This is a genomic window from Bacillus vallismortis (assembly GCF_004116955.1).
Classification (GTDB): Bacteria; Bacillota; Bacilli; order Bacillales; family Bacillaceae; genus Bacillus; species Bacillus vallismortis.
Genome location: NZ_CP026362.1, coordinates 1221728 through 1247018, shown reverse-complemented (window position 1 = coordinate 1247018; position 25291 = coordinate 1221728). Strand labels below are relative to the sequence as shown.

The 25291-nt window shown below is 44.6% G+C and carries 28 protein-coding genes; 1 reads left to right on the top strand and 27 read right to left on the bottom strand.

Going from position 1 to position 25291, the window contains the following annotated elements:
* Positions 1 to 5 precede the first annotated feature (5 nt).
* The 13 genes from tseB to BV11031_RS06750 form a co-directional block, all read right to left on the bottom strand.
* Entirely contained in the window at positions 6 to 491 is a 486-nt protein-coding gene (gene tseB, locus BV11031_RS06810; protein ID WP_010330541.1) for a cell wall elongation/penicillin-binding protein regulator TseB, read from the bottom strand.
* Positions 492 to 499: 8 nt separating this feature from the next.
* Positions 500 to 670 carry a YpmA family protein gene (locus tag BV11031_RS06805; RefSeq protein ID WP_010330540.1) on the bottom strand — a complete coding sequence of 57 codons (171 nt, stop codon included), beginning with the start codon at positions 668 to 670 and terminating at the stop codon, positions 500 to 502.
* A 142-nt stretch (positions 671 to 812) separates the two neighbouring features.
* Complete coding sequence (dinG, locus tag BV11031_RS06800; RefSeq protein WP_010330539.1) at positions 813 to 3608, bottom strand: ATP-dependent DNA helicase DinG; 2796 nt, start codon at positions 3606 to 3608, stop codon at positions 813 to 815.
* Between the two features lie 126 nt (positions 3609 to 3734).
* The gene (gene panD, locus BV11031_RS06795; protein ID WP_003225586.1) at positions 3735 to 4118 is read right to left on the bottom strand and encodes an aspartate 1-decarboxylase; all 384 of its coding nucleotides are present in this window, start codon (positions 4116 to 4118) and stop codon (positions 3735 to 3737) included.
* Position 4119: 1 nt separating this feature from the next.
* Entirely contained in the window at positions 4120 to 4980 is an 861-nt protein-coding gene (panC, locus tag BV11031_RS06790) for a pantoate--beta-alanine ligase (RefSeq protein WP_010330538.1), read from the bottom strand.
* 1 nt (position 4981) lies between these two features.
* Complete coding sequence (panB, locus tag BV11031_RS06785) at positions 4982 to 5815, bottom strand: 3-methyl-2-oxobutanoate hydroxymethyltransferase (protein ID WP_010330537.1); 834 nt, start codon at positions 5813 to 5815, stop codon at positions 4982 to 4984.
* Positions 5816 to 6058: 243 nt separating this feature from the next.
* Positions 6059 to 7036, bottom strand: coding sequence for a bifunctional biotin--[acetyl-CoA-carboxylase] synthetase/biotin operon repressor (locus BV11031_RS06780; protein WP_010330536.1), 978 nt, complete (start codon positions 7034 to 7036; stop codon positions 6059 to 6061).
* Positions 7021 to 8214 (bottom strand): CCA tRNA nucleotidyltransferase, encoded by a 1194-nt coding sequence (locus BV11031_RS06775; RefSeq protein ID WP_010330535.1) that lies wholly within the window; start codon positions 8212 to 8214, stop codon positions 7021 to 7023. Before BV11031_RS06775 ends, BV11031_RS06780 begins: the two co-directional genes overlap by 16 nt.
* A gap of 4 nt (positions 8215 to 8218) precedes the next feature.
* Positions 8219 to 9352: an N-acetyl-alpha-D-glucosaminyl L-malate synthase BshA gene (bshA, locus tag BV11031_RS06770; RefSeq protein WP_010330534.1), complete on the bottom strand. Its 1134-nt coding sequence runs from the start codon at positions 9350 to 9352 to the stop codon at positions 8219 to 8221.
* Positions 9349 to 10059, bottom strand: a complete 711-nt coding sequence (gene bshB1 / locus BV11031_RS06765) for a bacillithiol biosynthesis deacetylase BshB1 (RefSeq protein WP_010330533.1) — start codon at positions 10057 to 10059, stop codon at positions 9349 to 9351. Before bshB1 ends, bshA begins: the two co-directional genes overlap by 4 nt.
* Positions 10052 to 10465, bottom strand: coding sequence for a methylglyoxal synthase (mgsA, locus tag BV11031_RS06760; RefSeq protein ID WP_010330532.1), 414 nt, complete (start codon positions 10463 to 10465; stop codon positions 10052 to 10054). The genes bshB1 and mgsA overlap by 8 nt, the downstream gene beginning before the upstream one ends.
* A 15-nt stretch (positions 10466 to 10480) precedes the next feature.
* Positions 10481 to 11284: a 4-hydroxy-tetrahydrodipicolinate reductase gene (gene dapB, locus BV11031_RS06755; RefSeq protein ID WP_010330531.1), complete on the bottom strand. Its 804-nt coding sequence runs from the start codon at positions 11282 to 11284 to the stop codon at positions 10481 to 10483.
* Between the two features lie 11 nt (positions 11285 to 11295).
* Complete coding sequence (locus BV11031_RS06750) at positions 11296 to 11631, bottom strand: nucleotide pyrophosphohydrolase (protein ID WP_010330530.1); 336 nt, start codon at positions 11629 to 11631, stop codon at positions 11296 to 11298.
* Between the two features lie 139 nt (positions 11632 to 11770).
* Here BV11031_RS06750 and BV11031_RS06745 point away from each other — a divergent pair, with 139 nt between their 5' ends.
* Positions 11771 to 12643: a YitT family protein gene (locus BV11031_RS06745; protein ID WP_010330529.1), complete on the top strand. Its 873-nt coding sequence runs from the start codon at positions 11771 to 11773 to the stop codon at positions 12641 to 12643.
* A 39-nt stretch (positions 12644 to 12682) separates the two neighbouring features.
* On the opposite strand, the gene ypjB is transcribed toward BV11031_RS06745, so the two are convergent.
* The 14 genes from ypjB to BV11031_RS06675 all read right to left on the bottom strand — a co-directional run bounded on the left by ypjB (position 12683) and on the right by BV11031_RS06675 (position 25288).
* Positions 12683 to 13477 carry a sporulation protein YpjB gene (gene ypjB, locus BV11031_RS06740; protein WP_010330528.1) on the bottom strand — a complete coding sequence of 265 codons (795 nt, stop codon included), beginning with the start codon at positions 13475 to 13477 and terminating at the stop codon, positions 12683 to 12685.
* A 68-nt stretch (positions 13478 to 13545) separates the two neighbouring features.
* A complete protein-coding gene (gene lhaT / locus BV11031_RS06735; RefSeq protein ID WP_010330527.1) occupies positions 13546 to 14139 on the bottom strand; it encodes a lipoprotein heptaprenylglyceryl N-acetyltransferase LhaT in 594 nt (197 codons plus the stop codon).
* A gap of 111 nt (positions 14140 to 14250) precedes the next feature.
* Positions 14251 to 15018 (bottom strand): menaquinol-cytochrome c reductase cytochrome b/c subunit, encoded by a 768-nt coding sequence (locus tag BV11031_RS06730; RefSeq protein WP_010330526.1) that lies wholly within the window; start codon positions 15016 to 15018, stop codon positions 14251 to 14253.
* 34 nt (positions 15019 to 15052) lie between these two features.
* On the bottom strand, positions 15053 to 15727 hold the full coding sequence (gene qcrB / locus BV11031_RS06725; RefSeq protein WP_003225560.1) for a menaquinol-cytochrome c reductase cytochrome b subunit: 675 nt from the start codon (positions 15725 to 15727) through the stop codon (positions 15053 to 15055).
* 1 nt (position 15728) lies between these two features.
* The gene (locus BV11031_RS06720; RefSeq protein ID WP_003230627.1) at positions 15729 to 16232 is read right to left on the bottom strand and encodes a Rieske (2Fe-2S) protein; all 504 of its coding nucleotides are present in this window, start codon (positions 16230 to 16232) and stop codon (positions 15729 to 15731) included.
* 142 nt (positions 16233 to 16374) lie between these two features.
* On the bottom strand, positions 16375 to 16821 hold the full coding sequence (locus tag BV11031_RS06715) for a YpiF family protein (protein ID WP_010330525.1): 447 nt from the start codon (positions 16819 to 16821) through the stop codon (positions 16375 to 16377).
* A gap of 54 nt (positions 16822 to 16875) precedes the next feature.
* A complete protein-coding gene (locus BV11031_RS06710; protein ID WP_010330524.1) occupies positions 16876 to 17415 on the bottom strand; it encodes a ReoY family proteolytic degradation factor in 540 nt (179 codons plus the stop codon).
* A 71-nt stretch (positions 17416 to 17486) separates the two neighbouring features.
* Complete coding sequence (locus tag BV11031_RS06705; protein ID WP_010330523.1) at positions 17487 to 18758, bottom strand: tetratricopeptide repeat protein; 1272 nt, start codon at positions 18756 to 18758, stop codon at positions 17487 to 17489.
* 348 nt (positions 18759 to 19106) lie between these two features.
* Positions 19107 to 20393, bottom strand: a complete 1287-nt coding sequence (aroA, locus tag BV11031_RS06700; protein ID WP_010330522.1) for a 3-phosphoshikimate 1-carboxyvinyltransferase — start codon at positions 20391 to 20393, stop codon at positions 19107 to 19109.
* 10 nt (positions 20394 to 20403) lie between these two features.
* On the bottom strand, positions 20404 to 21519 hold the full coding sequence (locus BV11031_RS06695; protein WP_026014531.1) for a prephenate dehydrogenase: 1116 nt from the start codon (positions 21517 to 21519) through the stop codon (positions 20404 to 20406).
* 48 nt (positions 21520 to 21567) lie between these two features.
* Entirely contained in the window at positions 21568 to 22650 is a 1083-nt protein-coding gene (hisC, locus tag BV11031_RS06690) for a histidinol-phosphate transaminase (RefSeq protein WP_010330520.1), read from the bottom strand.
* 11 nt (positions 22651 to 22661) lie between these two features.
* On the bottom strand, positions 22662 to 23465 hold the full coding sequence (trpA, locus tag BV11031_RS06685) for a tryptophan synthase subunit alpha (protein WP_010330519.1): 804 nt from the start codon (positions 23463 to 23465) through the stop codon (positions 22662 to 22664).
* Entirely contained in the window at positions 23458 to 24660 is a 1203-nt protein-coding gene (gene trpB / locus BV11031_RS06680) for a tryptophan synthase subunit beta (RefSeq protein WP_010330518.1), read from the bottom strand. The genes trpA and trpB overlap by 8 nt, the downstream gene beginning before the upstream one ends.
* On the bottom strand, positions 24641 to 25288 hold the full coding sequence (locus BV11031_RS06675) for a phosphoribosylanthranilate isomerase (protein ID WP_010330517.1): 648 nt from the start codon (positions 25286 to 25288) through the stop codon (positions 24641 to 24643). The genes trpB and BV11031_RS06675 overlap by 20 nt, the downstream gene beginning before the upstream one ends.
* Between the last annotated feature and the right edge of the window lie 3 nt (positions 25289 to 25291).

The window sequence follows — 25291 nt, the reverse complement described above, 5'->3', positions numbered from 1 at the left end:
CGTCTTTAAGGCGTCATATTCTTGAGAATCTTACCAGTTGTAAAGTCCACATAACTTAAACTGTATTGGCCTTCCTTGTCTAAGTACGTTACTTCCCAAAGCAGAACATTTCCCTCTCTTGCCAAATGAACCTCTTTTTGCTTTGAAACCAGCCCTTCATCCTGTATGATTTTCGCCGCTTTGTCTTCCGAGATTCCCTCTTTTGCTTCTTTTGAGAGAATTTTTGCTTTTTTATCAGCAGGAACCCAGACATAAAATTTGCTTCCTTTTTTGTCTGTTCCTTTTACAATATAATATTTTTCTTTTCCGACAAATGTTTCGACTTGATCAACGTTGGCGAGATCGGTTTCTTTTTTAGCTTCAGCAGCTGCTGCTTCGTGCCCCTCTTCCTTTTGTGCCATGGCTGATCTATAGATGCTTGCCGAGACAAGAAGTACTGCTAAAAAAATAATACCAAAAATGGCGGTAAATATTAATGCTTTTTTTCTCATCTTCTCACCTACGTACGATAAATGGTAAAAACGGCTTGGTTGTTGTTTTCCTCATCCAGTGCAAGGCCGAACATCAGATTATCTCTTTTCAGTGTCCGATTCAGTGTGTCTACAATTTTATACAGATCGTCAGAATGCTCTACATTAATTGTTGATAGAATTTCGATTTTGCTTTCCATTTTTTCATCCTCCAGTTTGAACAAATATTGTTAGTCATACTCCATTTCAGGACACGCCATACTAGTATCACAGAGCGGCAATACCGCTTTTAAATAAAACACCATCCTACTCCCACACCGCCAAAGCCGCTTTATGCGGCTTTTATCCATTTTCCCCTGAAACATATGCCTCAAGCTCGCTGTCAGTCACTTCATGTACGGATGTTGTCGGCAAAGCCTCAAGGAACAGCCGGCCATAACCAGCCGTCTTAATTCGTCTGTCCAAGATGACAATCGTTCCTTTGTCTCCCGCTGTCCGCAGCAAGCGACCGATTCCTTGTTTGAAGGTCAGCACAGCTTCCGGAAGTGATACGGTTTGAAACGGGTTTTGCCCTTGCTTTCGGGCAAGCTCGCATTTCGCAGCATGAAGCGGATGATCAGGGGAGCGGAATGGAAGCCTCACGATCATTACCGTTGTCAGCTCATCACCAGGAAAATCAACGCCTTCCCAAAAATGATTTGTACCAAGCAAGATCGCCTGATTTGATGTTTTAAAAGTTTTCATCAGTTTGCCGGGACTTCCGCCTGTAATCCCTTGCGCCAAGAGCTGAATGCCGGAAGCACTCATTGCGTGCTTCAGCTCCTGATGAACTTTTTTCAGCATATCATGGGATGTAAACAGCACAAGGATTTTAGGCTGTTTTTCCTTTGCCATCAGTTCGATATAACGGGCCGTATCCTGTATAAATTCAGTTTGCCCCGTATCTTGGATTGATTTCATTTCTTTTGGAATCATCACCCGCATGCGGTCATCGTAAGAAAAAGGCGGCTCAATTCTCATGGTCCGCGGGAAAAAGTCACCAAGACCGAGACGTTCAATCATAAATTGAAAAGAATCTTCGACAGTAAGGGTTGCAGATGTCAGAACCACACTGTTTTTGCGAGCGAAAAACTGATCAGCAAGGAGTTCACCAGGTTCAAGCGGCTGTGCGTAAATGGCCACCGCATTTTTTGCTCCCTTTGCGTCTATTTCAATCCAAACGGCTTCATCGTCATCAGAGTCAAAGAACAGCTGCTGCAACGTTTGACAATAAAGCTGCAAGCCTTTCATGACCTTTTGATATTCATCAGCTAAAAAGGCGGTTTTGCTCTTCATACTCGTCAGATGTTGTTGCATCAGGACCGACTGTGCCTCAAAAAGCTGGTGCAAATGTGTCAGCATAGAACAAAGCCTTTCGGCTCCATCCGATAACATCAGCCAGCTGTTATCTTGGCTTTCTTTGTTCACCTTATAGACTAGACGGTTTAAGTCTTCTTTAGGTTTTCTTCGTTTGACAAAAGAATGCAAAGAGCTGAACAAAGCATCACTTTCTGCTTGGATGTGCTGAATCCACTCTTCCACTTCGAAAAAAGAATCAACTGGCAGATTGTTTCGCTGGAATAGCTGTCTCAACTTTTTTAGAAGCCCCTGTTCCTTCAGGGTGCCGATTCGGTTCAATTTAGAATGTAATTCTATGTACGTGGCTCTTCTCCCTAAATGTTCGCTCGCCGCACGCTCAAAATGATGCGCTTCATCGATAATAAATGTGCCGCTTTCAGGGAGTCTTTTTTTCTGGCTGCCTTCATTGGTCAGCAGAAGGGAATGGTTGGTAATCACCAAATCGGACCGCATGGCAATCTGCTTGGCGCGCTCATAAAAGCCGGTTACACTCTCATGACGGCTTCTTTTATAGGAGTCATCGTCATAAGCCAATCTGTCCCACAGCAATTTCCCGCCAGAAGGCAGATTCAGTTCAGCTACATCTCCTGTGTTTGTCTCTGTCAGCCAAACGAGGAGCTGTGCCTTTGTCAGTACGGCATCATAATTATCATCTTCTTCGTGAAGCACCTGCTCGAATTTATACAGGCATACATAATGCGATTGCCCTTTTAGGATCGCCGCTGTTACCGGAAATGGAAACAGCTCTTGGACTATCGGCAAATCCTTTGTCAAAATCTGCTGCTGTAAAAGCGTTGAATACGTGCTAATAATGACCGGCTTTTTCGATTTCTTGGCAAAAAGCGCAGCCGGAATAAGGTAGCCAATTGTTTTTCCGATCCCCGGAGGAGCTTCAATCAGCGCATGCTCACGATTGGCAAACGCTTCAGCCACCTCTTTCATCATCATCATTTGGCCTTCTCTTTTTTCATACCCGGGCATTAACTCTGACAGCGCTTTTTCATTGCCTGCTTCCCAATTTTCCATCTCAAATGAAAAATTCCCGTCCTCATCGGCACCTTCATCGATTGATTCGGGTTCTCTGACAGAAAAGGAAGAAAAGCGCGCATAGCCCGGTATTTCAGTATGTTTGTTTTCATAAATGAACATATCCAACAAATGCGTCAGATCACTGATAAAATGCTGCGAAAGCCTTCTTAACTGTTTTAACGTCGGATAAGGAAGCTGCCGCAGCTTTTCGAGGATTTCCAAAAAAATAAGCCCTGTCACTTCAGCGTCGCTGTCAGCCCGATGCGGCTGATCATGCCGCAGTTGAAGCTCCTCGCTTAATTCGGTTAGCTTATACCCTTCAAACCCAGGAAAAACAATACGGGAGAGCTCGACAGTATCCAGCACTTCACAATCTGGCAGCTGAAAGCCCGCTTTATGTAACTCATACTTGACAAACCCAAGATCGAAATGGATATTGTGGGCAACAAAATAAGAGCCGTCAAGCAAATGAAACACTTCCTCAGCGACAGCCTCAAACGGCTGTTCATGCTCTACCATTTGATTCGAGATTCCTGTAAGCTGCTCAATAAAAGCAGGAATGGATTTATTTGGATTAATATATTTTGAAAACCGCTCAGTAATTTGTCCATTTTCGATTACAACCGCTGCGATTTGTATGATTTTATCGCCTTTTTTTGGCGAATTCCCTGTTGTTTCTACATCTATAACAACGAACCGTTGCTTATTCATTAAAATGGACACCTCAATTCTTGCATACGACAAAAGTGTAACACGTTTTGTACGGAAATGGAGCGGCAAAACCGTTTTACTCTCGAAATCTTAAAAGAAAACCCCCGATAAAGGGGGGCTTTTCTTCTACAAAATTGTACGGGCCGGTTCGTTCCCCAGCATTTGTTCAATTTTGTTTTGATCATTCAAAACAGCCACTTTCGGCTCATGGCTTGCCGCTTCTTGATCAGACATCATTTTGTAGGAGATGATAATAACCTTATCTCCTTCCTGAACAAGTCGCGCGGCTGCACCGTTTAAACAGATGACGCCGCTTCCGCGTTTACCAGGAATAATATACGTTTCCAGACGTGCTCCATTATTATTATTCACAATTTGCACTTTTTCATTAGGAAGCATTCCCACCGCATCAATGAGATCTTCATCAATTGTAATGCTTCCCACATAGTTCAGATTTGCTTCAGTAACGGTTGCCCTGTGCAGCTTGCCGCTCATCATCGTGCGATACATATTATATTCTCTCCATTTCTCGAATATCAATAATAATATTATCTATTAAACGCGCTTTTGAAAAAGCAACTGCAACAGCCAGAATGATCTTTCCTTCTATGTTGTTCACAGGTTCAAGTTCCGGATAGGAATATAGCTCCACATAGTCAATGGTCCCGCTTGTCGTTTCAATGATTTCTTTCGCAGCTTTTATCACGGCTTCAGGGTCTCTTTCACCGGCTCTGATCAGTTCCGCACTTGTTTGAAGGGCCCGATATAGCTTAGGCGCTTCTTTTCTTTCCTCAGCTGTTAAGTATACATTGCGGGAGCTTTTGGCTAAGCCGTCTTCCTCTCTGACTGTATCAACAGCAACCAGTTCAATATTCATGAAGAAATCGCTGATTAAGCCATCAACAACTGCCACCTGCTGTGCATCCTTTAAACCGAAATAGGCGCGAGTCGGCTGCACAAGATTGAACAGCTTTGTCAATACAATTGCAACACCGTCAAAATGTCCTTCTCTTGAGCGTCCGCATAAAACGTCTGTGCGTCTTTCGACGTGAATCGTAACATTCTTTTCGCCGGGATACATATCATGAGCACTAGGCGTAAAGAGAATATCGACTCCGGCGTTTTCTGCAAGGGCCGCATCACGCTCAATATCGCGCGGATATGCCTCAAAATCCTCATGAGGGCCGAATTGCGCGGGATTCACAAAAATACTCATAACGACGGCGTCATTTTCTTGTCTTGCTTTGTCTGCAAGGGTTAAATGCCCTTCATGCAGAAAGCCCATCGTCGGTACAAATCCGATTGACTTCCCCTCTGACTGATATTGTCTTATGGCTTCTTTGAGCTGTGAAATATCTGTAATCTGTCTCATCTTATTTTCCTCCGTACAAGCCGTCCAGCACTGTCTGATTCATTTGAAAGGAATGCTTTTGTTCAGGGAAAGCACGCTGTCTTACATCCTGGACATATCCGCTGATTGCGGTTTCGATTGTTTCGTCAATTTGCGTATATTGCTTTACAAATTTAGGTGTTCTCTCTACACCGTGGCCGATAATATCATGATAAACGAGAACTTGTCCGTCCGCTTTCACACCGGCCCCGATTCCGATGACAGGTATGCTTAGCATCTCTGTAATTTTGGCTGTGAGTTCTGCAGGGACACATTCCAGCACAAGCATCATGGCTCCCGCTTCTTCGCATTTTATACTGTCTTCTATTAATTTTTTAGCGCTTTGTTCATCTTTTCCCTGTACTTTATATCCGCCCAATACACCGACTGACTGCGGCGTGAGGCCTAAGTGACTGACTACCGGAATGCCCCCAAGCGTCAATGCGCGAATGGATTCAAATACGCCTTCTCCGCCCTCCAGCTTCAATGCGTCAGCCCCGCTTTCCTGAACGATAGCGGCTGCATTTTTTAGCGTATCCTCCTTGGACAGGTGATAAGACATAAATGGCATATCCGTTACGATAAATGTATGTGGCGCGCCCCTTTTAACGGCTTTCGTATGATGGATCATGTCTTGAACCGTCACGCCGACAGTTGAATCAAGGCCAAGGACGACCATTCCGAGTGAATCACCGACTAAAATCATGTCAACTCCCGCTTGTTCAGCAAGCTTAGCTGCCGGATAATCATAAGCGGTCAGCATCACAATTGGTTCTTCAGTCTCCTTCATTTTTAGAAAATCGAGCTTTGTTTTCATGTTTTCTCCTCCTCATGTTTAGAGGAGATGAGCTGCCGATTTCTTATACAAGCCAAAAAACCTTCCGTTACACGAGAAGGATTCTTCACTTTCTAAAGTTCGGCGAGTTTCATCCCTCTGTCCCAGTCCTTTTTGGATCAAGGCAGACTGCTGCAATGTCTATCTATTTTTATAATAGGTGCAGTTCGCAGGCGATACTGCCCAATGGAAGTATATCAAAATCAACGGGCTTCTACCAACACATTAACCCAATTCTATATCGGCAGAATAGATTTTTTTAATGCCTTCCGTCGTTTCTAGAAGGAGGACGCCTTCATCATCAATACCTAACGCCTTCCCGTAAAAGGTTCCGTTTAACGTTCTTGCTCTCATATGTGTGCCGATTCCCAGCGCATAACTTTCCCATAAAAGCTTAATCGGCGTAAAACCGTGTGTCATATAATCACGGTACCGTTTTTCGAAGGAAAGCAAGATATGCTGGATGACACCGGCCCGGTCAATTTTTTTTCCGGCGGATTGGCTGAGGCTTGTCGCGATGTCCTTCAATTCATCCGGAAAATCGGCTGGCTGCTGGTTCACGTTAATGCCGATCCCGATGATGACCGAACGCACGCGGTCTTCCTCAGCCTGCATTTCTGTTAAGATGCCGACAGTTTTTTTTCCGTTAATCAAAATATCATTAGGCCATTTTATATCCGTTTGGATGCCTGCTGCCTCTTCTATCCCTTGCACAACGGCTACTGCGGCTAACAGTGTGAGCTGCGGTGTTTTTTGGAGCGGAGTATCAGGCCGCAAAATCAGGCTCATCCAAACACCGTTTCCCTCTTGTGAATGCCATACCCTTGACATTCTCCCCCTGCCGGCTGTTTGTTTGTCAGCCACTACAAGAGTGCCCTCCGGTGCGTTATTATTCGCAAACTCATGCGCCGTTTTTTGCGTGCTTGCTAGAACGTCATGATAAATAAGATGCTGGCCCATCACTTCCGTTTTCAGACCGAAGCGAATTTCACTTTCACTGAGTTTCCCGGGCTTTTTGATGAGTCGATATCCTTTTCTTGTAACAGCTTCAACTTCATAGCCCTCTTTTCGAAGCTCTTCAATATGCTTCCACACAGCAGTCCTGGAACAGCCAAGGACATCACTGATTTTTTGGCCTGAAATAAATTCACTTCCTGCTTGAGAAAATAATTCAATAAGGTCTTTTCTTAATGTTGACCGCATGTCTTCAGCCACTCCTCTATGTGTTTCTTTTGATTGGAGAGCTTTCCTGTTACAACCGCCTGCTCGATCCGCTGTAATTCTTCCGACACCCATTTTCCGGCAGGCCGGTTTCGCAGCGCAAGCAAATCCTTACCTGTGAAATCAAGATCCTTAAGGCTTTTTATCGGCAGCCTTTGATAAGTGTCTTGAATGGCTTTCAATTTTTCTTTATCAAGTTTTTCGTTTTGCCGAAGCTGCGATATTTTGGCGGCTGAAAGAAGTGCTTTTTCCCCAGCCTTGTACATTGACATAGCGTTAAGGCGCTCGCCATATGTGTGCGCAATGTGAATGGCTTCCTTCATCACTTTCCCTGGAAGCTTCCAGGCTTTCAGGAAAAGCGGGGCATCTTTCCAGGCTATATCAAGGTCAATTAAAAGCGCAGCCCATAGTTCCTCACGGGATGTTAAAGAGTAAAACGGAAACTGACTCGCTTCAATCAGATTCTCTCTTTTATGATATAGACCAGGCAGTTCCTTATACAGCCCCGTTTGAACAAGTGTCTGAATCGCCCGGCGGGATGCACTTCCCTGCAACAGCTTCTCGAACTCTACTGTTTTTCGTTCGACTGAAATATGGGACAGCAGTGTTTTTTCCTTCGTGATTGCTTCCTCTGTATCAGGTGAAAGTGTGAAGCCGAGTTGGCTCATAAAACGTACAGCTCTCAGCATACGAAGCGCATCCTCTTGAAACCTGTCCTCAGGCTTTCCGACGGTTCGAATCAGTTTCTGATCAATATCTTTTTTGCCGCCAAAATAATCGAGCACCTTCGCTTCCGCTGTCATGGCCATCGCATTAATCGTCAAATCCCTGCGTTTTAAATCCTCTTCTAAAGATGTGATAAATTGCACATCTGACGGCCTTCTATAATCTTCATACTCTGATTCGGTCCGGAATGTCGTGACTTCATAGGTTTCATCTTCCCAGAGCACAATAATGGTTCCGTGCTCTTTTCCTACATCAACGGTCCGCAGAAACAGCCGTTCTACTTGATCCGGTGCCGCATCGGTTGCGATATCGACATCCCCGATCTTTCGTCCCATATAGCTGTCTCGTACTGCGCCTCCGACAAAATAAGCTTGGTGCCCCGCTTCGATTAAGGTGCGCAGCACGGGAAGCGCTTTGATAAAAACTTGTTCCATATGATCACTCCGGTTCTGCTAAATCGGCATAAATCTGTTCATACTGGCTGACAATTTTTTGTGAGGAAAATTCATTTTTCAGCATCTCCATTGCCGCCTTTGTAAAACGGGTGCTTAGCTGTTCATCCTCTAAAATTCGCAGCGCGCAGGCTGTTGCGGCTGCAACATCGCCGACATCTACCAAAAATCCGCCCACATTGTTCTTAATAACCTCCGGAATGCCGCCAATGTTCGTTCCGATACAAGGCACCCCGCAAGCCATCGCTTCAAGCAGCACAAGGCCGAAGCTTTCTTTTTCAGACAGCAGCAGTTTCAGGTCGCTAATAGAATAAAGCTCCTCAACACGGTCTTGATTTCCAAGCATTAAGACTTGGTTTTCCAATCCATATTTTCTGACAAGCTCACAGGCCGTCGACTTCTCCGGTCCATCCCCGACTAAAAGCAGCTTCGCTTTCGTTTTGCCGGCGATATTCCGGAACACACGGATGACATCCTGTACACGTTTGACCTTTCTGAAGTTGGACACATGGATGACGACTTTTTCGTCTGGTAAAATACCATGTTTCTCTTTAATCACCGCTGTGTTTTTCTTCAGATATACGCGCTCGTCTATAAAGTTATAAATCGTTTCTATTTTTTTCTCCGGCTTAATTAAATCGTACGTTTCGGCTGCAAGCGCTGAGGAGACAGCTGTCACCCTGTCTGATGCCTCAATGGCAAAACGGATAAGATCTTTTAGAGACGGATCATAGCCAAGCACCGTAATATCCGTGCCGTGCAAAGTTGTCACAATGCCGATATTGCGTTTCAGCATCTGCTTTGCAAGATAGGCGCAAACCGCATGCGGCAAAGCGTAGTGAGCATGGATAATGTCTAAATTCTCCCGTCCCGCCACTTCGGCGATTTTGCTTGCCAATGTCAAATCATACGGTGGGTACTTAAAAACAGCATATTGATTAACCTCAACCTCATGAAAATGAATATTGGGGTGATATGTATTCAATCTAAACGGAATGCTTGACGTAATAAAATGGATTTCATGTCCTTTTTCAGCAAGCTGCTTCCCCAGTTCTGTCGCAATGATCCCTGAGCCTCCGACGCTCGGATAGCATGTGATCCCTATTTTCAGTTTTTTCATTGTTCGCCCCCAAGCACATCATGATCGAGCATCAGCATCCGTTTTGAAAAGAAACCTTCCGCATACCCCACACCCGCTTCTTTACCGTAAAGCTTTTCTCTCGCTTCAACGATCTCGATATAGCCATTCGTCAGAGGCGTTGAAACGGAATCCTCAGACGGCATAAACTGGCTTTTGTAGGCATTAAGGCTCTGTTTCTTGGCCTCTATTGTATCCGAAATATCAATGACAAAATCAGGCTGATGAAAACCATTTATCATATAGTAGTAAACCTTGCTTACTTTATGTGCGGGAAGGCTTTTTTCGTCTTTATATTTGTGGATTCCTGCGGAAAAGATTGCTTCTTCCACCAGTGCAGCGGCATTGCCGTGATCCGGATGGCGATCCTTTTTATATGGCATAAAGACCGCTTTGGGCCGGCAGGTTCTGATCACACTGACAATCGCCCGAATGGCCTGGTCACTCATCATCAGGCCGCGGTCTGGAAGCGTTAGTTGCATTCTTTTTTCTGCACCTAATATACGGGCTGCTTCAGCTGCTTCCTCTTTCCGCAAACTGACCGTTCCGTTTGAAGAGAGTTCCGCTTCAGTCAAATCGCATATCATTACTTTTTTTCCCTGTTTGACAAACTTTGCGATTGTGCCGCCCATTCCAATCTCGACATCATCACTGTGGGCGCCAAAAGCAAGAACGTCTGCATTATACATTCGGCTCTTCTCCCCTTAGAAGATTGCGGAATTCAAAAACACCTTCATCAAGTGTGCGGACTAGAATCTCCGCAGTACCCATATTAGTGGCGAGCGGAATGGAATACACGTCGCATAACCGGATTAATGCCGAGACATCCGGTTCATGCGGCTGCGCGGTCAGCGGGTCGCGCAAAAAGATGACAAGGTCGAGTGCGTTGGCCGCGATCAGTGCTCCGATTTGCTGGTCTCCCCCTAAAGGACCGGATTGAAAACGTTCAATTTGAAGTCCTGTCGCCTCTTGAATTTTCAACCCTGTTGTGCCGGTTGCGTATAGGTCGTGATGCCTCAAAATATTGCGATAAGCAGTCGTAAATTGAACCATATCCTGTTTTTTCTTGTCATGCGCGATTAAAGCAATTTTCATCATTTATCCCCCTGTCTAATCCATGATATTTTCTAATCCGTACACAAGCTGGTCAATCTTCATGACTTGTTCGACTGACAGTTTAACCCCTGACATAAAAGAAGCGCGGTTATAGGAATCGTGGCGGATCTGAAGCGTTTGGCCATCCATGCCGAACATGACTTCCTGATGTGCGACCAGCCCCGGAAGACGGACACTGTGCAAGCGGATACCGTTTTGCTCCGCTCCTCTGGCTCCAGGGAGAATTTCTTTTTCATCAGGGTGTCCTTGCTGTTTTTCTTTACGGACTTCTGAAATCATTTCCGCTGTTTTAAGCGCCGTTCCGCTTGGCGCGTCAAGCTTCTGGTCATGATGAAGCTCAATAATCTCAACATCCTCAAAGTAGTTGGCAGCCATTTTCGAAAATTTCATCATCAACACCGCACCAAGAGCGAAGTTTGGAGCAATGATGGCTCCGATTCCCTTCTCTTCTGTTAGAGCCATGAGTTCTTTTACATCATCTTCAGAGAAACCGGTTGTTCCGACAACCGGTCGAATTCCGTACTCTAACGCCATTTTTGTATGTACTTTCCCGATTTCAGGCGTTGTTAAATCAATTAAGACATCCGGCTGTTTTTGTGTAAAGCAGGCATGGATATCTGTGTAAATGAGAGCATCTGACTCAACAGACATCACATCAGATAATTTTTGCTGGTCGTATGTATGATCTATGGCCCCGACAAGGTCAAAATGAGGTGTGCGTTCCGCCAATTTAACAGCTTCCTGCCCCATTCTTCCACGCGGTCCTGCAATGACAACTTTAATTGTTTCGTTTGACATCTTGATCTCCTCTACTTTCCTTCTTCTATTCTAGTCCAGCGATCTTTATCTCTCGTATTAAATTTATGCATGACTCGGTCGTGGGCTTCTTCTAATGAAATATCAAGTGAGTTGGCTAAACAAACCAACACAAACAGTACGTCGCCCATTTCCTCTTCCATGCTTTTATCATCTTCAGTCGCTTTTTTTGGTTTTTCTCCATAACGATGATTGACTTCTCTGGCAAGCTCGCCCAGTTCTTCGGTCAGCCTCGCCATCATGGCAAGCGGGCTGAAATATCCTTCTTTAAATTGGCCGATGTAACGGTCTACTTCAGCCTGTATGTCCTTCATTGTTTTCTCACTCACTGCACGAAACCTCCTATCATCCTCTTACATGTTAGCTAATTCAGATACGTTTGACAAATGTTTAAGCACGTTTGCTGTTTTCTTTTTCATCCACTATAATATAAACGCTATCCAATGGAAGGAAAAGGGGTTTTGTGTGATGCTTGGAGAAATTAGATTAAAAAACATATTTTTTATTTTAATCGGAGCGGCAATTTTTTCATTCGGCTTGGTTCATTTCAATATGCAGAACAATTTAGCTGAGGGCGGTTTTACAGGTATTACGCTTTTGCTATATGCCCTTTTCCATATCAGCCCCTCTATCTCGAACTTGGTTTTGAATATCCCGATCTTTTTTATCGGCTGGCGTTTGCTCGGCAAAACAATGTTTGTTTATACCCTTGTCGGGACTGTCGCCTTATCTCTGTTTCTCAGTATTTTTCAGCGATATGAAATACATATGCCACTTCAGCATGATTTAGCGCTCGCTGCTTTATTTGCCGGTGTGTTTATCGGAGCCGGATTAGGAATTATATTTAAGTTTGGCGGTACGACAGGCGGAGTTGATATCATCGCCCGATTGGTCAATAAGTATTTTGGGATTCCGATGGGCAGAACGATGTTTGCTTTTGATGCCTGTGTCATCATTTTGTCTTTGCTTACTTATCTCTCCTATAAAGAAGCGATGTATACCCTAGTGGCCGTTTTTGTAGCGGCAAGACTCATTGATTTTATACAGGAAGGCGGATACACCGCTAAAGGCGCTACGATCATCTCAGCGAAAAACGATCTGATTCAAAAAAAGATTCTTGAAGAAATGGAACGAGGCGTCACCATTTTGAAAGGACAGGGTTCCTATACAAAAGAGGACATAGATGTTCTGTACTGTGTGGTGCCGAAAAACGAATTGGTGATGCTGAAAAGTGTCATTAACTCCGTTGACCCTCATGCCTTTGTGGCGGTAAGCGATGTTCATGATGTGCTCGGAGAAGGATTTACGCTTGATGAAAATAAAAATCCGCTTCCTCGTTGATATTTGATCAAAAAAAGGCGGCAGCAGCCGCCCCTCATATTACTTAGGGTAGTCCCGTTTTTTCAGCTTGTTTTTCTCGGCTCTGTACTTTCTGTAGCCGACATAGGTGAGAGCAGTAATAATGATACTGCCGGTCGTGATGATCACCCATAACAAGGACGGATCAGCATCATCCTCCTCAACCCTGTCAAATACGTTTTTTAGATCATGTTGAAGAAGGGATAGTCGTTCAAGCTTCGTACTCTCGGTCATCTGCTGAAATTCCTCTTGCTCAATGACATCTATATGTTTTCCCACTGTTTCAAGCTGATCCTCTGATACATCGATTGTTAGGCTGGGATAAATCAAATCATATAAACTGATAAATTCATTCCACTTTTCATGAAAGCTCGTACGCTCATTGCTTTGAACATCCTGCTTCAGTTCAGCAAAGGCTTCCATAATCGGTTTTTCCAACGAGCCCCAAAGCGGATCAGATCGATTCTCAACCGCATCCATCAGCATTCTGAATTGTGCGGCTGCCCTGAGTTTTTGCATATCTGATGTATCGGTCCGCTTTAAGCTCCGCAGCATATCGTTATAGCCCAGTGTGATTTGACGGATTTGGGCTCCGGTTAGCATGGGGTCTTGCTGTTTTTTTTCAGCGGATTTTAATGTTTTTTCGAAATAAGCAAGGACTTGCAGGGCCTCTTCATATTTTGACTGGCGGGTCATTTGAAAGACCGTATCGGATAAATCATTTAATTCTTCGAGACTTCCCCGCTCTGCAGCCTTGGCATTTCCATTATAAAAAATAAGAGCAAGCAACAAACAGATCGTCAGCTTTCGTTTCATGCAGGTCCCTCCCACTCTCTCTCCTTACAGATTATGAAGAAAGGGACAAGGATAGACCAACATTGTCTTTACATCAGCTCAAGCTTTCTTTGCTTTTTCGAAACCACTAAAAAGTAAGCCAGCCCGATTGAGAAGATGCTCAGCCAAAATGTTCCGTATCCTATATCTGTCATATAATCAGAAAGCATAGAGTATTGAGGCATCATGTCAAATAAGTAATCAATGACATCGTTATGCAGCGTCCAGACTGCAGCAATTGCAAGATGCCAAAAAGAAAAGCGATAATACGGGCTGTACAACACGCCCTGGACTGCCATGGCAAAATGCGAGGCAATCAGCATATAACCCTCCCACGGCAAGTCACCTGTTACAGCCAGTACAAGAAGATTCATCGCGACCGCCCATAGGCCGTACTTGACGAGGGTGACTAGCGCAAGCGCCTCAAAGAGCGGGGCGTTCCGTTTCATGATAAAGGCGAGCAGCACAAACAGAAAGAAAAACGTTGCCGTCGGACTGTCCGGAACAAAAATCAAGAAACGGGCCGGTGTTTCCATAAGCTGCGGCAAGTACCAATAGTACCCGTAAACCGTCCCCAGAAAATTAATGGCTAAGACAAGAATCAGCAGCGGTCGCTGTCCTAATACATATTGAAACCATTTCACATCATATCAACTCTCAGTCTGTAAAAAATAATGTGTCCATATAAAAAAGCTGACGCCCGGTCAGCTTCTGATAGTAAAAGTATATCCTTCCATTTGACAATTCACAATATGTTATTTAGCGGTTGTTTCCGAAATGAATTTCGCAAGTTCTTCGAGCTGCTTATCATTCCCTTTAAACACACCCGCCGGCATTTGGCCTTTCCCATCAACAGCGATTTTTTTGATTTCTTCCGGTTTCAGTCCAGTGTCCACCAATGAAGGCCCGGCCGCTCCCCCTTGAAGGTTATCCCCATGGCAAGAAATACAGCCCTGCTCCTTAAAAATCTTATATCCTTCTGCATTGGTGTCAATGTCGGCTTCTTTTGTGATTTTTCCCTGTTCTTCGGCCTTGGCCCAGTCATGAGTCGCGACTGACTGCCATGTCAAAAATACAGCAGCAGAAATGGCCAGAAGCATCATACCGACAGCAACAGGACGTTTCCATGGCCTTCTTTCCGTTCCTCTGTCAAGAAATGGCGCCAAAAGCAGGGCGCCGAAAGCGAGTCCCGGCATAATCATGGCGCCGACCACTGTAAAGCTTCCAGCGGCGTATTCATATTTCAACAGCTGGTATAAGAAAAGAAAATACCAATCCGGCAGCGGAATATAACCCGTATCAGTCGGGTCCGCCATCCGCTCCAAAGGCGGCTGATGCACAATTGTCAAAACAAGAAAACCGATGAGAAAGACAGCTCCAACCATCCATTCCTTCAACAAGAAATTTGGCCAGAAAGCCTCTGTTTTACCGGGATACTCCGAATAATCCTTCGGTATATTCGGTTTTTTTTCAGCCGGTATCCTTGAATCGCCTACAAATTTCATCCCTTTGCCCCGGTGCATGTCATCCCCTCCCTTTTATTCGCAGATCAACAGTTTAAAGCGGTCCTGAAATCCCCTGCTTCCGGATCATAATAAAGTGTGCGGCCATCAGCCCGAACAATGCGGCAGGAAGAAAGAATACATGGATCGCAAAAAACCTAGTCAGCGTTTGGGCGCCTACAATATCCGGGTGCCCCGCAAGGAGTGTTTTGACCTGCGTCCCGATCAAAGGCGTGGCTTCAGCGATCTGCAGCCCGACTTTTGTTGCAAACAAAGCCTTCATGTCCCACGGAAGCAAATAGCCTGTAAAGCCAAGTCCGAGCATGACAAAAAAGATCAGCACACCGACAATCCAGTTCAGCTCGCGCGGCTTTTTATAAGCCCCTTGGAAAAAGACCCTCAGTGTATGTAAAAACATCATCACAATGACAAGACTCGCACCCCAGTGGTGCATTCCCCTGACAATCTGGCCGAATGCCACTTCATTTTGCAAATAATATACCGATTCCCAGGCATTTTTAATATCAGGCACATAGTACATGGTTAAAAACATTCCAGATAACACTTGGATAACGGTTACAAAAAACGTCAGTCCCCCAAAGCAATACACAAACGCAGAGAAATGATGGGCGGGATTCACATGTTCCGGTACTTCGTGATCAGCAATATCCCTCCACATCGGTGTAATATCAAGCCGCTCATCTACCCAGTCATAAATTTTGTTCAGCATGTCACCCTTCCCCCTTAGGCTTTGCTTTTCCAAGATACAGGAAGCCGTCTTTTACTTCTTGCTCATAATGATCAAGAGGCGCAAGCGGCGGCGTGCCCGGGACATTGGTGCCGTCCTTTTCATAGAGTCCGTAATGGCATGGACAAAAGAATTTATTCGGATTTTTAGGATCGCTATTCCAGTTCACCGTACATCCTAAATGTTTACAAATCGGCGATAGCGCTACAATTTCGTCCCCGTTTTTAAAGACCCAGGCTGATCTTGACTCTTCTGACTCATACCAGGCATCGACTTGATTAATTTTGAAATCAAAACGCTGCGGCTCTTTTGTCAGCTCATCTACGCTGACAACCTGAACCATGTCTTGCTTTCCTGTCGATTTTAATACCGGGTCGAGTGCAAAGCGAACCATAGGCATGAGCATACTAGCCGCCATAAAACCCCCTACGCCCGTAAGCGTATAATTTAAAAATTGACGTCTGGATATATCATGTTTTCCGCCCATCTTTTCTCCCCCCTCTAGGTCACCCCTGCAAACTGACTAAAATAGAAAATATTGCAATAACTCTAGACACCCTCATAATATATGAATCTCTCAGCAAGGTCAATATAGCCAAAATATTGTTCATAAGGAAATGTAAGTGTTTTTATGAAACGCTCCACATCTGTAACAAAACGTTCAAAATTTCAGCAGTGCGTTCATCTAATATTTTTCTTTTTAAAGAGTCCTTCAAATGTTCTAGCGGAACAGACGGTGTGACAATGATGTTGCCTAATGCATTCTCACTTTTCCAATTTTCGTCAGACGTGAGCAGCACAACATGCGGGAATTCTGATAAGAGCTCTTCCCGCAACTCCTGAAGCCCTTGAACGGTTTTTTCATTTCTATCAACATATGTATAAGGGGGCAATAAATATACCCGTCCCTTTAACTGCCTTTCCAGTTCTTCTGACAGAAGCTGCGTGAATTCGCCTTTTTCGGCCGCCATTTTGAAATGAACGCCTACCCTTATGTTAATTAGTGGAATGACAGCGGTGTCAATGTAATCTTTAGCTTGTAAATAGTCCTTGGCATCAGTGATTCTCCACCTCATCGTTCTCCCCCTTTACGACAACAAGCCTTGCAATACGCTGCAAGGCTGGTCATATTATGTGAGCTGATTCAATTGGCGCGATAATTGTTCAAATGCTTCTTTATCATGACGATCGAGCGCGTCGTCAATATCTTTTAATAATTTTTCTCTTTGGAACGTAGAAATAGCGTGCTCCAAAATTTGTTCAGCCAACCCCTGATCTTTTTTGTTCCCAAACAGATCCTTCGGAATATGCGGATTGGACTCCAGCACCGCCGCATACTCAGGTGAGCTGTAAGCTGAACGGAAATTAAGCTGGATAAACAAATCCTGCTGTTTATTTAATCTAATATCATGAAAAGATTTTTCCGCGTCGGTTGTCATGACACTCTCTTTATAGAACCGAAACGGAACTTCTTCAACACAATGTGTTGACATTATAATGCCTCTCGGGCAAAATTCTGCCTGCTCTACAAAATGAACCTTCTCCATGAGAGAATCATGGCTCATTAAGTAGTTCAAGATCCAAACGCACTCTCGGCGCTTTAACTGATAATGGTTTAAAAACCAACGGATAAAATCTTTTTTCTCATTGACAGAAACAGGGGTCTGCATGTAATTCCCTCCTCTATCGTTCGTATAATCTATATACTTATATGTTCCACATGAATGGTGAACATTCCTGCTTATCTAGAAAATTCATCTTCGATTCGCAAAATCGTTTCCTCAAGCTCTTCATTGGTTCCATCAATTTCAAGAACCTTTTTCAAAAGCGGCAGCGCTTCTTTTTGAAGGCCTTCTTCTAACAAGAAGCTTCCGTATTCATCTAAGAAATCTCTGTCCTCCCGATAGTGAAGAAAGGCAGCCTCAAAGGATTGTTTTGCTTTCTCGTACTGCTCCAATTCGGTATACGCGCTTGCAAGATACCAGTTGTATTTCGGATCTTCTTCTCCGTAGCCGCGCACCTCTTGAATAAGATCAATGATTTGTTCAAAATCCTCTTCTTTATGATACACGGCAAGAAGTGTATGAAGTGCTTCGACGAAGCCCGGATCAAGCGCAAGCGCCTCCTGAAGCAGTTTTTTCCCATCTTCTGACTTCCCGACTTTCAAGGCCATTTTTGCAGCATAGAGGAAAAGTTCTTTGTTGTATTCATCATATCTGATACCCTCTTTTGCCGTTTTTAATGCCTCTTCATACATTCCTTCAGCCTCATAGCTTTTCGAAAGCGGCATATAAAGTGAAGAATAAGACGGATCTAACCCCTTCAAATCAGACAGCTGTTTAATCGCTGTTTTAACAAACCCAGCCTGTAACGCTGTAAACCCATAGCCGAAAATTGTATTAGGATCAGGATTCTCATCAGCAGCTTTCTCGTACCATGGAATGGCATCCTCAAATTCACCTGAGGAACTTAGCGATTCTGCCAATCTTTGATGGACATTAACGCCCCCGATCTCACTCTGCTCCTCAGCCGTTGTTTTAAAATAGTGAACCGCTTTTGCATAGGCTCCCTGAGTAAAGTAAAGTTCACCCAGTGCAAAATCAATGACGGGTTCATTAGCCAGAATGGACTTTGCTTGTAAAAGCTTTTGTTCACTGACTTCAAATAACCCCTGCATCTGATAAAGATCCGCCATGAGCAGCAAACTTTCCGGGTATGATGGATCTGTTTCCGGAATCGTTTCCAGCACAGCAAGAGCTTTTTCTTCTTCGTCAATATCTATTAAAAGTTCAGCATAAAAATTCGTCAGTTCTGTTTCATTTGGATATAAATCATGTAAGTCACTGATGAGTGAAATCGCTTTTTCTACATTGCCCCACTCGTAATACAGCTGGGCTGCGATGGCTTTTTCTTCATCATGGAGCTGTTTTTCGGCTTTCGAGAGCGTGTTGAGGCCTTTTTCTGTTTCACCTGCTTCAACTAATTTTATGGCTTCTTGAATCAATGTATTCAAATCGGACCGGTCCTTTCTTTTCCTTTACAACATCAACCATACAAAACACTTTATTTGTTCGGGTTAACCTTATCATAATTCAGACGAAGTCACCCGGCAAATAAGATGCTTATTGTACGGCAGGGAATGATTGAGTCTTATTAGTTTACCAAAAGATCTTGCGATAGAAAATCAAAAAAGGAAGATTGCCCTCTGTACAGGAAAGCAGTTCTCTGACCTGCCGGCTTGTAAGTAAAGCAAATCCCCCCTTTTCGTTTTTCTTTTCCCTCTTTAAGACAAGCTATGTTTTTTTCCCTTGAATTATGATTCTTACAGTCAATCCGCACAAAAAATCCTGAAGCAAGAACTTCAGGATTTGTTTGAAAGCATCGTTAAATGCTCGAAGAAGGTTGGATAAGAGACATGAATGGCATCTGTCTGCTCGATTTCAATCGGCTCCTCCGTTATACAGGAAGCGACGCCAAGCATCATTCCGATCCGATGGTCTCCATGGCTTGACACTGTGGCGCCGCCTTTCAGGGTTTGTCTGCCATGAACCTTCATTCCATCTGCTGTCGGTTCAATCTCAGCACCCAGCTTACGAAGCTCGGAAACCACAGTGTCGATGCGGTTTGTTTCTTTTACTTTAAGCTCTGCCGCGTCCTTAATAACGGTGGTTCCTTCCGCCTGAGTCGCAAGAAGCGCGATGATAGGGATTTCATCAATTAAACGCGGAATGATATCTCCTCCGATTTCAACCGCTTTTAGAGATGATGTTTCTATGATTAAATCTCCGTAAGGCTCTGCACTGCTGTCCGCAGACGGTTTGATTTCAAGTTTTGCCCCCATGTTTTCAAGGACGTCAATGATACCCGTCCGAGTCGGATTTAACCCTACGTTTTTCAGTACTATGCTGCTGTTCGGAACCATTGCACCCGCAGCAAGGAAAAACGCCGCTGAAGAAATGTCTCCGGGAACAAAAATATCTGTTGCTGTCAGTTTCTGGCCTCCAGAAATGGAAACACTCGTTTGATCTTCAGATAGATTAACTCCAAAAGCAGATAGCATCCGCTCAGTGTGGTCCCGAGATTTATGAGGCTCTGTGACGGTTGTTGTACCCTCAGCCTGTAATCCGGCCAACAAAACAGCCGATTTAATTTGTGCGCTTGCAACAGGCGAGACAAAATCAATCCCTTTTAAAGAAGAGCCGCTTACTGACAGCGGTGTAAATTCCCCGCCAGATCTGCCGTCGATTTTAGCCCCCATTTGTTTCAAAGGCTCAGTTACACGTTTCATCGGGCGCTTGGCAATACTTTCATCTCCAGCTACCGCGCTGTAAAATGGGCGGCCCGCCAAAATGCCGAGCATCAGGCGAATCGTTGTGCCTGAATTCCCGACATCTAAAAGGCTTTCCGGTTCGCTTAGGGAATCGATACCTTTTCCGTGAATCACTACATCGCTGCCGTTTTGCTCGATTTGAACACCCATTTTTCTAAAACAATCGATCGTGCTCAGACAATCCGCTCCAGGCAGAAAGTTTTTAACTGTTGTTGTGCCTTTCGCCAGCGCGCCAAACATGACGGAGCGGTGAGAAATGGATTTATCACCTGGAATGTGTATTTCTCCGTTTAAAGCCTGCACCTTGTCTCTTTTCATATTTTCCACCTCAATCAGCATAAAAAGTTTCATATTCCGCCCGGGCTTCAATGCATTGTTCAGCCCGTTTGCGGTCATCATCAGACTGAAAACTGATTCTTAAAATCCCATTAATGTCTTCTCTTGTTTCAATAATGCGGATATTCGTGATGCTGATGCGCTCCGCAGCTAAGATTGCCGTTATCTCGGAAATCACACCCGGATGATCGGGAACATCCACGTATAAATCGTAAAATGCAGGAATTGCGCCCTTTTGCCGAAGCGGCAGCCCGTCGCGATAATCCTTAGCGTTTTTAAAATATTGAAATAGATTTTCCGCATCTTCATGTTCTACATATGTCCGGATCGTCTCGATTTCACGCATCCACTCATCAAAACGGTCCAAGATTTTATCTTTATTATGTAATAGAATATCCCGCCACATTGCCGGGCTGCTTGATGCAATCCTCGTAATGTCCCTGAACCCGCCGGCAGCAAAACGCTTAACAAACGGATAGAGTTTTTCCGACTGATGGGTTTGGTGAACGAGACTTGCTGCGACAATATGCGGAAAATGACTGATCATGCTTGTAACGCCATCATGCTCTTCAGGTGACATTTCTACAAAATGGGCATTTGTCCCCTTCAGCAGATTTTTCAACTGTTCTACCGCTTGTCTTTCCGTTTTATCCCCTGGCGTTAAAATATAAAATGCATTTTCAAACAGGAACTCCTTCGCAGCGGCCACTCCTGATTTGTGTGACCCTGCCATAGGATGTCCTCCGACAAATTGGTATCTAGTAGGCAGCACTTGATCAGCATAATGAACCACTTTTTGTTTTGTGCTTCCTACGTCAGTAATTAAAAGCTCATGTTCAATACCTGAATGAGCCAGTTCATCAAGCATAAACAGCGTTTGCGCGACAGGTGTCGCAATGATCACTGTAGCTGCCTCTTTCGCACCATCAATAAATGAATCAGCACGCTCATCAATCACACCTAATTTAAAAGCGGCAACCACCTGTTCATCAGAAATATCGATTCCGATAATCCGTTTGCCGGGATGCTTTTTTTTGATCGCTAACGCAATCGAACCGCCTATCAATCCGAGACCGGCGAGCAATATTGTGTCTTTCATTCGATTCATACGTCATCACCTGGTTTATAGACTAAAGAGGTGATATCTGATCACCTCTTATAAAATTTCAGCTAAAATGGCTAGAATTTCTTCATTTTGCTCTTTTGTACCGATCGTAATCCGGAGTGATGTCGGGAAACCTAATGCATTTCCTGACCGCACAATATAGCCTTTTTCCAGAAGAGCCTGAAACAGATCATCGGAAGGACGGTTACAGTCAATCAACACAAAATTTGTCTCTGAAGGGTAGCACTTTAAACCATGAGTCTGAGCAAAATCATAATATTGCTGAAGGCCTGCTTTATTTTGCTCGACACAGGACGCGATAAACGCTTGGTCATCAAGCGCTGCGATCGCTGCAGCCTGGCCTAGACGGCTCGTGTTAAACGGCTCTCTTGCCGGCTCAATCAGGCGAATCAGGTTCTCATCGGCAATTCCGTATCCGACTCTGAGTGCCGCCAGCCCGTAAGCCTTTGAAAATGTGCGCAATATCATTAAATTGGTATACTTCTTTAGGAGCGGGACAGTTTCCGGGTAATCCTCTGCTGTTACATATTCATAATATGCTTCGTCAAGAACAACGAGGACACGGGGAGGCACGCGCTCCAGAAAAGCGAGTAACTCTCCTTCTGATGTATATGTGCCAGTCGGGTTATTCGGGCTGCATATCCAAACGACTTGTGTCTGTTCATCAATCGCTTCAAGCATAGCGTCTAAATGATGGGATCCGTCAGGGCGAAGTGCGATTTCACGAACTTCAGCACCTTCAATGACCGCATTATGTTTATATTGCGGAAAAGTCGGAGCAGCAGTAATCGTGTTGGATTTATCGTTTAAAAATGCCCGACAGATGATCTGAATGATTTCATCTGAACCGTTTCCGAAAATAAGTGATGTCTCGCTGACATTGAGGTGCTCACTGAGCCTTGTCCGCAACGCGGCGCTATAACCATCCGGATAAAGGGCAAGCTGTTGAATCTCATGATGAAGCGCCTCTTTTGCCGCTTCTGAACAGCCGTACGGATTCTCGTTTGAAGCAAGCTTCACGACTTTATCCAAGCCATATTCTGATTTCACTGCTTCTATCGGCTTTCCAGGCTGATAAGGCTTCAGCTGTTTTAAATGTTCTTTGATACGCAAATCCAGTCACCTCATTTTAAACTGTACAAGCCGCCAAACGCCGTTGCGTAATCTTCAAACTCCTGCAGCGCTTGATCTCTCGTTTCAGCGCTGATGAGCCGGTCCTTTACTTCTTCTATTTTTCTGACGAGCGCACTTCCTACTACGACACCGTCACAAATTTCATTCATCTTCATGACCTGTTCACGGTTCGATATGCCGAACCCTACAGCAACCGGAATCGTGCTGAGATCCTTTACTGTCCGAATGAACGGGTATACGGATGAATTGAACTCATTGCGGACACCGGTCACACCTAGAGAAGATACACAGTAGACGAAGCCCTCGGCTTGTTCAACAATGGTTTTCAAACGGCTTTCGCTTGTCGGCGCCACCAAAGAAATATACGTCACCCCATGGCTTTTGCATTCCGCTTGAAGGCTGGCGCTTTCTTCTAATGGCAGATCCGGAACAAGCAGGCCGTCAATGTGATTTTCCCGCAGTAAAGCGAAAAAGTGTTCTTTGTTCAATTGTAACACAGGATTATAATACGTAAAGAGGATAATCGGAATATTCACTCCGTTTTTTTTCATTTTGCCGCCTAATTCGATTGCCTTTACGATATTCATTCCATGATCAAGCGCCCGCTTTGAAGCCCGCTGGATCACCGGACCGTCTGCAAGGGGGTCTGAATATGCAACGCCAAGCTCCAACGCCGTGGCACCCGCTTTTTGGAGAGATTTCGCCAATTCAACTGAAACATCAGGCGATGGGTCCCCCGCCGTAATAAACGGGATAAACAGTTTTTCTGGCGCTTGAAGGTTTAATTTAAACATGCTTTTCCACCTCTTCTTCCAAGACATTCATCAATGTGTTAACATCCTTATCTCCCCGTCCTGATAAACAGACGAGAATGATTTGATCGCGATCCATTTCTTTGGCGAGTTTGAATGCTTTCGCTAATGCATGGGCAGATTCAATTGCCGGCAAAATCCCCTCTTTTTCTGATAAGAGCTTTAATGCATCCACCGCTTCATCATCTGTGATACTGTCATAAGTGACACGTCCGCTCTTATGCAAATGTGCGTGTTCCGGGCCTATCCCTGGATAGTCGAGTCCTGCTGAAATGGAGTAAGGCTCAATGATTTGGCCGAACTCATCTTGAATGAGATAAGTCAATGAACCGTGAATGACACCTATGGTTCCTTTCGAAATAGTAGCGGCATGAAGAGGAGTGTTCATTCCTTTTCCGGCTGCTTCAGCACCGATCAGTTCAACGTCTTCATCTAAAAACGCTTGAAACATGCCCATCGCATTGCTTCCTCCGCCTACACACGCCACCACTTTATCAGGCAGAGCACCCTCAATGCGTTTTAGCTGCTCTTTCGCTTCCTCACCGATCATGTTTTGAAATTCACGGACGACTTGCGGATAAGGGTGCGGCCCGACAACTGATCCAATCATGTAAAAATGATCCTCACAATGCTGAACCCAGTATCGGATCGCCTCATTTGTGGCATCCTTCAATGTGCCGTTTCCGCTTGATACAGGCACAACCTCCGCTCCAAGAAGCTTCATGCGGAAAACGTTTAGAGACTGGCGGGCAACGTCTTCCTCACCCATAAACACAGTACAGGAAAAGCCGAATTTGGCTGCGACTGTTGCAGCGGCAACACCGTGCTGCCCGGCACCTGTTTCAGCAATGATTTTCGTTTTGCCCATTTTTTTGGCAAGCAGCGCTTGCCCTAACGCATTATTGATTTTATGAGAACCTGTGTGGTTTAAATCTTCTCGTTTCAAATAGATTTTCGCGCCGCCTACATATTCAGTAACTCGATCAGCGTATGTTAGGGCAGTCGGCCTTCCGGAATAATCATGTAACAGCTTGTAATATTCATTACGAAAAACAGGATCATCCTTGATCTCTTTAAATGCGGTTTCAATTTCTTCTAACGGCTGCATCAATGTTTCCGGAACAAACTTTCCGCCGAAATCACCGTATCTGCCTATTTCATTCGGATATGGATACATATCGTTTCATCCTTTCTTCTAAAAGCCTCATCAGACTCTGATCTTTTCGTCCGTTTTTTTCGATTCCGCTGGCAAGGTCAATTCCTGCCGGCTGCCATTTCAATAAGTCTGTAATGGTATCCGGGTTCACACCGCCTGCGATGAAGCAGCGTTTGCCAATAGCCGCCTGATTGTATTCCGGCACACAGTCCCACGAAAAAGCAATACCAGTGCCGCCTCTTGCGCCTATTACAGATGAATCAATTACAAAGCCGTCCACATCATCTTTAAAGCGTGCTATTTCTTCAGTTGTCTTTTCATGATGGTGAAGCGCCTTCCATATTTCACAATCTGTCAGCATGCGAAGCGCATTGGCATCCGCCGGCTTCTCATCACCGTGAAGCTGAATAACATCCAGTTTCAATTCGTTTGCAATACAGGATATTGTCTCTACCGACTCATTAACAAAAACACCAGCGACTTGTTTTTCAACACGCACTTGCCCCAGCCACTTTTTCACCTCTTGCGGAGATACTTTTCGTTTGCTTTCAGCAAAAATAAAACCCAGATAATCAGCCTGTGAGTCCGCTGCAAGCTGCAAATCCTGCAATGACTGTATGCCGCAATATTTTAATGCCGGCTTCTTCACATC